The sequence below is a fragment of the Streptosporangiales bacterium genome, from assembly GCA_009379955.1.
Classification (GTDB): Bacteria; Actinomycetota; Actinomycetes; order Streptosporangiales; family WHST01; genus WHST01.
This window is the reverse complement of the sequence record WHST01000210.1, coordinates 1-5,087: the sequence shown is the minus strand read 5'-3', so window position 1 is coordinate 5,087 and position 5,087 is coordinate 1. Positions and strand designations below refer to the sequence as shown.

6 protein-coding genes are annotated in these 5,087 nt (G+C 65.3%); 5 read left to right on the top strand and 1 reads right to left on the bottom strand.

Going from position 1 to position 5,087, the window contains the following annotated elements; genetic code table 11:
* Window positions 1–267 (bottom strand): helix-turn-helix domain-containing protein (locus tag GEV10_31795; protein ID MQA82985.1); only part of this gene is annotated, 267 nt, incomplete at its 3' end.
* 428 nt (window positions 268–695) lie between these two features.
* Between GEV10_31795 and GEV10_31790 the strand changes: the two genes are divergently transcribed.
* The 5 genes from GEV10_31790 to GEV10_31770 are packed head-to-tail and all read left to right on the top strand — an operon-like array spanning window position 696 to window position 5,001.
* Entirely contained in the window at window positions 696–1,904 is a 1,209-nt protein-coding gene (locus tag GEV10_31790; GenBank protein MQA82984.1) for a Rieske 2Fe-2S domain-containing protein, read from the top strand.
* Window positions 1,894–2,493, top strand: a complete 600-nt coding sequence (locus tag GEV10_31785) for an aromatic-ring-hydroxylating dioxygenase (GenBank protein ID MQA82983.1) — start codon at window positions 1,894–1,896, stop codon at window positions 2,491–2,493. Before GEV10_31790 ends, GEV10_31785 begins: the two co-directional genes overlap by 11 nt.
* Before the next feature lie 14 nt (window positions 2,494–2,507).
* Complete coding sequence (locus GEV10_31780) at window positions 2,508–2,795, top strand: hypothetical protein (GenBank protein ID MQA82982.1); 288 nt, start codon at window positions 2,508–2,510, stop codon at window positions 2,793–2,795.
* Entirely contained in the window at window positions 2,792–3,508 is a 717-nt protein-coding gene (locus GEV10_31775) for a type 1 glutamine amidotransferase (protein MQA82981.1), read from the top strand. Before GEV10_31780 ends, GEV10_31775 begins: the two co-directional genes overlap by 4 nt.
* A 2-nt stretch (window positions 3,509–3,510) precedes the next feature.
* Window positions 3,511–5,001: a glutamine synthetase gene (locus tag GEV10_31770; GenBank protein ID MQA82980.1), complete on the top strand. Its 1,491-nt coding sequence runs from the start codon at window positions 3,511–3,513 to the stop codon at window positions 4,999–5,001.
* Window positions 5,002–5,087 lie beyond the last annotated feature (86 nt).

Here is a 5,087-nt window from a genome sequence, read left to right as displayed (position 1 = left end):
GACCTCGGTGAGGTTCATCGACGACAGGTACGCGTTGCCGAGTGCGAGCACGTGCGGGGTCAGCGAGTAGAGCCTGCCGTCCCGCCGCAGGTAGCCGAGTTCTTCCAAGGTCAGGGCGATGCGCCGCACGGTCGGCTTGCTCAGCCCGGTCGCTTCGGCCAGCGCAGAAACGCTCAGCTGCGGGTGGTGGTCGGCGAAGGCCAGGATGACCGAGAGGCCCCGCTCAATGGACTGCACGTAGTCGCCACGATTCTCCGGCTTCGCCATCGAGTGTCTCCCCTTGGTCGCACGACGGGACTGAAAACAATTTCGCACCTAGCGTACGAGTTCGGGCAGCCGTCGCGCCGCCACGGTCAGCGAGCGATACCCGTACACCGCGCGCTACCTCCCTCCCGAAGTCACACGTCCGGGTGCGTATTCGAACGCGTCCACGCCTTGACAGCGTGACGTGACCAGGATCACAGTATAGACTGTACTACCGGATAGCGTTCGAAGTGTACGCATTCCGGTCACAAGGAGACGCTACAAGGTGTTGATCACGTTCACCAGGGAGGGATCGCCCGGTGACCGTACAACAGTCAACCGTGAGCGGACCGGACGCAGGACGCTGGACGCCAGAGCGAATTCGTGAGCTCGTCCGCCCCGATCGAGTGCATCGGCTGGTGTACGTTGACCAGTCGCTCTTCGAGGCCGAGATGCGCCACATCTTCGGCTACACCTGGGTGTATCTGGCCCATGAGACACAGCTGCCGACAGCGAACTCGTTCCGGACCGCCTACCTGGGTTTGCGACCCCTCATCCTCACCCGCGACAAGCATGGCGAGCTGCATGCACTGTTAAATCGGTGCCGTCACCGGGCCGCGACGGTGTGCCGTGAGGAATCCGGAACCGCGAAGAGCTTCCAGTGCCCATACCACGGCTGGACGTACCAGAACACCGGCGAACTGATCGGCGTGCCGTGGCCTGATGCCTACGGAACCGATTTCCGGCGCAAGGATTGGAGCCTTGCGCAGGTGCCGCGGATCGAGACGTACCGAGGTTTCGTCTTCGGAACGCTCAACGAGTCCGCACCGCCGTTGACCGACCACCTCGGCGAGGTGCGCCGGTTGCTTGACTACTGGATCGACCGTGCGCCCGGTGGCGATGTGCGGGTTGAAAGCGGCGCACACCGCATGGTGTACCGGGGCAATTGGAAACTCGCCTACGACAACGCGGCCGACGGCTACCATCCGGCGTTCTCCCACCGTTCACTGCTTCAAATGGCCCAGCGGTTGGGCGAGTCACGCGACATGACCTACTTCGGCCAGTCCCCTGACCAAGGACCGATGTACGTGCAATACCTGGGCAATGGACACAACTTCATCGACCAGCGGCCCAGCTACGACGGCGCGGGCTCGTTCTGGGCGAATCAGCGGCCGCAGCCAGGACGGGAAGGATTCGAGGAACGCATCCGCGAGCGGTACGGTGACCAGGCCGATACCTACCTCGACCTGTGTGTCGGTGCGCAGATCAACTTGAACATCTTCCCCAATCTCCTCCTCATCGGTAACCAGATCCAGGTGATCGAGCCGTTCGCCGTGGACCGCACGCAACTGACGTGGTACGCGACAACGGTCGGAGGCGTCCCCGACGAGGTCAACGCGATGCGCATGCGCACGCAAGAAGACTTCCCGGCGTTCGGTGAGCCAGACGATCAGGCCAACTTCGAGGAGTGTCAGCGTGGCCTCGCGGTCCCCGAGGTCGAGTGGGTGCTGATGAACCGCGGCTACGGCGTCGAGGGGCGCCAGAAGGTCAGCGAGGACGGTGTCGTCACCGGGCCGGTGACCGACGAGCTGCACATGCGCGGCTATTTCGAGGAGTGGGTACGGCTGATGAGCAGGGCAGGAGCTGAGGATGACACGTGAGGCCGTCCCGGACTACTCCGACACCTCGCGGTGGTCGTACTACGTCGATCCCTCGTTCTACGCCGATCTCGTTGAGCTGTCCGGCGAGTGGTACGATGACTGGCCGCCGTGCGCGCTGGAGGTCAAGGCAGACGCCGAGGCGTTGCTGCATCGCGAGGCCCGGTTGCTCGACGAGGCGCGGTTCAACGAGTGGTTGGACATGTACTCACGGGAATGCCTGTACTGGGTACCGGTCACTCCCGGGGGCGGTGACCCACGCGCCGAGGTGTCCCACGCGTTCGACGACCGCAGACGCCTCACCGACCGTGTCTACTGGCTGCGTACCGGATTGGCGTTCTGCCAGATCCCGCAGTCACGCACGCGCCGGATCGTCGGCAACGTCGAGGTGCTCGACGAACCGGACAACGGCAGGCGCCGGGTCAGGTCAAGCTTCCTGCTCACCGAGTTCCGCGCGGGCACAACCAAGCTCTATTCCGGCTGGTACGGACACGCGCTCACACGTGACGACGACGGCTGGAAGATCCGCACCAAGCAGGTGAACCTGCTCGACTCCGAGCACGGCCACGAGAACCTCACCATCGTCTTCTGACGAGGAGGACAAGGATGACCGTCCCGGAGCGCCGCGACCACGAGATCACCGAACTGCGGGGGCGCGTTCGGTACCTCAGCGAGCGGGTGCGGCAGCTGGAGCGTGAGCTCGCTGCCACCGAGCCCGTCGTCGCAGCGGTCCGCCGCGCCCGCATGTGGGACTTCGTGCCCTACGAGGCCACCCCCGATCCGGACTGGGTCGCCATCGATCGCCAGGACGCGCAGAACCTGCTTCGGGCCTTGGCCGGAACCGACCACTGGCGGCCCTGGACCACCGTCATCGAACGGCGAGGCGCGACATGACGGACATCGCGGTTATCGCCCACATCGCCGAACCGGACATTCGGTGGATCACCATCGTCCTCGATCGGCATGCAACCACGTGGGCGCTGCTGCGCCCGGTGCTCGGCGACGACCTACCGTCCCCTGACACCGTCCGCGGCGTGATCTGCATCGGCGGCCCGCAGAGTGCCAACGCTCCCGACCCCGTACTCGGCGCGGAACAGGAGTTCCTAAGCACGGCGGTCGGCAACGAGCTTCCGGTGATGGGTATCTGCCTCGGATCACAGCTGCTGGCGCGTGCCCTCGGCGGGTCGGTGTATCCGTGCCCGGACGGTCCGGAGTACGGCTACATCGACATCACCGCTACCGGGGCGGATGCCACGTTGACACCCGGCACGCGAGCGCATCTCGCTTTCCACGGCGAGACCTTCGACGTGCCGCCCGGCGCGATCCCACTGGCGGCATCACGGCGGTTCCTGCAGGCGTACCGCATGGGCACCGCGCTCGGAATTCAGTTCCACCCGGAGATGTCACCCGCAGGCGTGCGCGCCGCAGCCACCCACGATGCGGCGCGCATCCGGGCCGCCGGTATCGATCCGAAGGAGCTGGTCGCCGAGTCCGAACGTCGCGCGGACACCGCGTTCCGGCTCCTCGACGACCTGGTCAGCCGGTGGCTCGGCAACGAGGTCTGGCCAAGCACCAGTCGCAACAGGCACACATCGACAAGGAGATGATCATGTCCACCGCTGCTTTCGTCGGACGGCACGGGCTACTGAGCGAAGAGCAACTCGCCGCGGCAGAGGACACCAAGAAGCAGATCGCGGAAAACGAGATCGAGATGGTGCGACTCGCGTGGCCGGACCAGCACGGTCTCATCAGGGGCAAGACCGTCAGCACCGATTCGTACCGGACCGCCCTCGAATCCGGAATCGAGATCACGATGGCGCCGTTCTTCTTCGATACGGCCAACGCCATCGTGTTCAACCCCTTCATGCCGGGCGGTGGCTTCGACATGCCCGAGCTCTCCGGCAGCCCGAACGTGATCATGGTGCCCGACCCCGCCACGTTCCGGACCCTGCCCTGGGTTCCGGACACGGCCTGGGTACTGTGCGAGCTCTACCTGCGGGACGGGACACCGTTCCCCTTCTCCCCACGCACGATTTTGCGCTCCACATTGGACCGGGTCAACGAGGCAGGCTATCGCTTCAACGCCGGTCTTGAGATCGAGTGGTACCTGATGCGGATCCTCGACACGATGCTCGAGACCGGCTCGCCAGGAGCGCCCGGCTCACCAGGCGACCCACCACGCGTCGCACTCGTGGCTCGCGGCTACAACTACCTGCTGGAATCACATCTCGACGAGATCGACGACATGCTGCGACCCATCCGGCGGGCGTTGACCGCACTCGGGCTACCGCTGCGGTCGATCGACGACGAGTGGGCGCCCAGCCAGGTCGAGACGACGTTCGACGTCATGGAGGGCATGGCGGCAGCCGACGCCGCGCTGCTGATCCGAACCGCGGTGAAACAGATCTGTCGGCGCAACGGTTACCTCGCGACGTTCATGTGCTCGCCTGCCGTGCCCGGCTGCTATGCGAGCGGATGGCACCTGCACTCGTCCCTGTCCGACGTGCCTAGCGGCGTAAACGTGATGGTGCCGCAGGCGAGCGAGCCGCTGCCGGATATCGGCAGGCACTATGTCGGGGGTACGCTGACACACGCCGCAGCGGCCTCGCCGTTCATGACACCCACCATTAACGGGTACCGCAGGCGCAAGCCGTTCTCTCTCGCGCCGGACCGGCTGACTTGGGGCTTCGACAACCGTGCCGCCATGGTGCGCGTCATCAGCGCGCCCGGCGATCCGTCCTCACATGTCGAGAACCGGGCGGGCGAGCCCGCGGCGAATCCGTACCTGTACCTGGCCGCCCAGGCTGCAGCCGGTCTCGATGGAGTGGTGAACCGGACGGAGCCGACCGCGCTCACCGACGACCCGTACGCGGCAGACGCCGCCCAACTGCCCGGGAGCCTCGCCGACGCGCTGACAGCGCTGGAGAAGGACGACTTCTTCCGCGGCGCCTTCGGCGACCGCTTCATCGACTACTTCGTCACCATGAAACGGAGCGAGGTCGAGCGTTACCGGGCACATGTCGCCGAACAGGACGATCCGGAGACCTACGAGTCCTCGGTCACCGAGTGGGAGCATCGCGAGTACTTCGAACTGTTCTAGGCACTATCCACGACATGGGAGACGTCAGGGTTACCGACCGCCTGCGATGCTCGGAGCGCGCTGATCATGTCACAAGCTCGAAGACG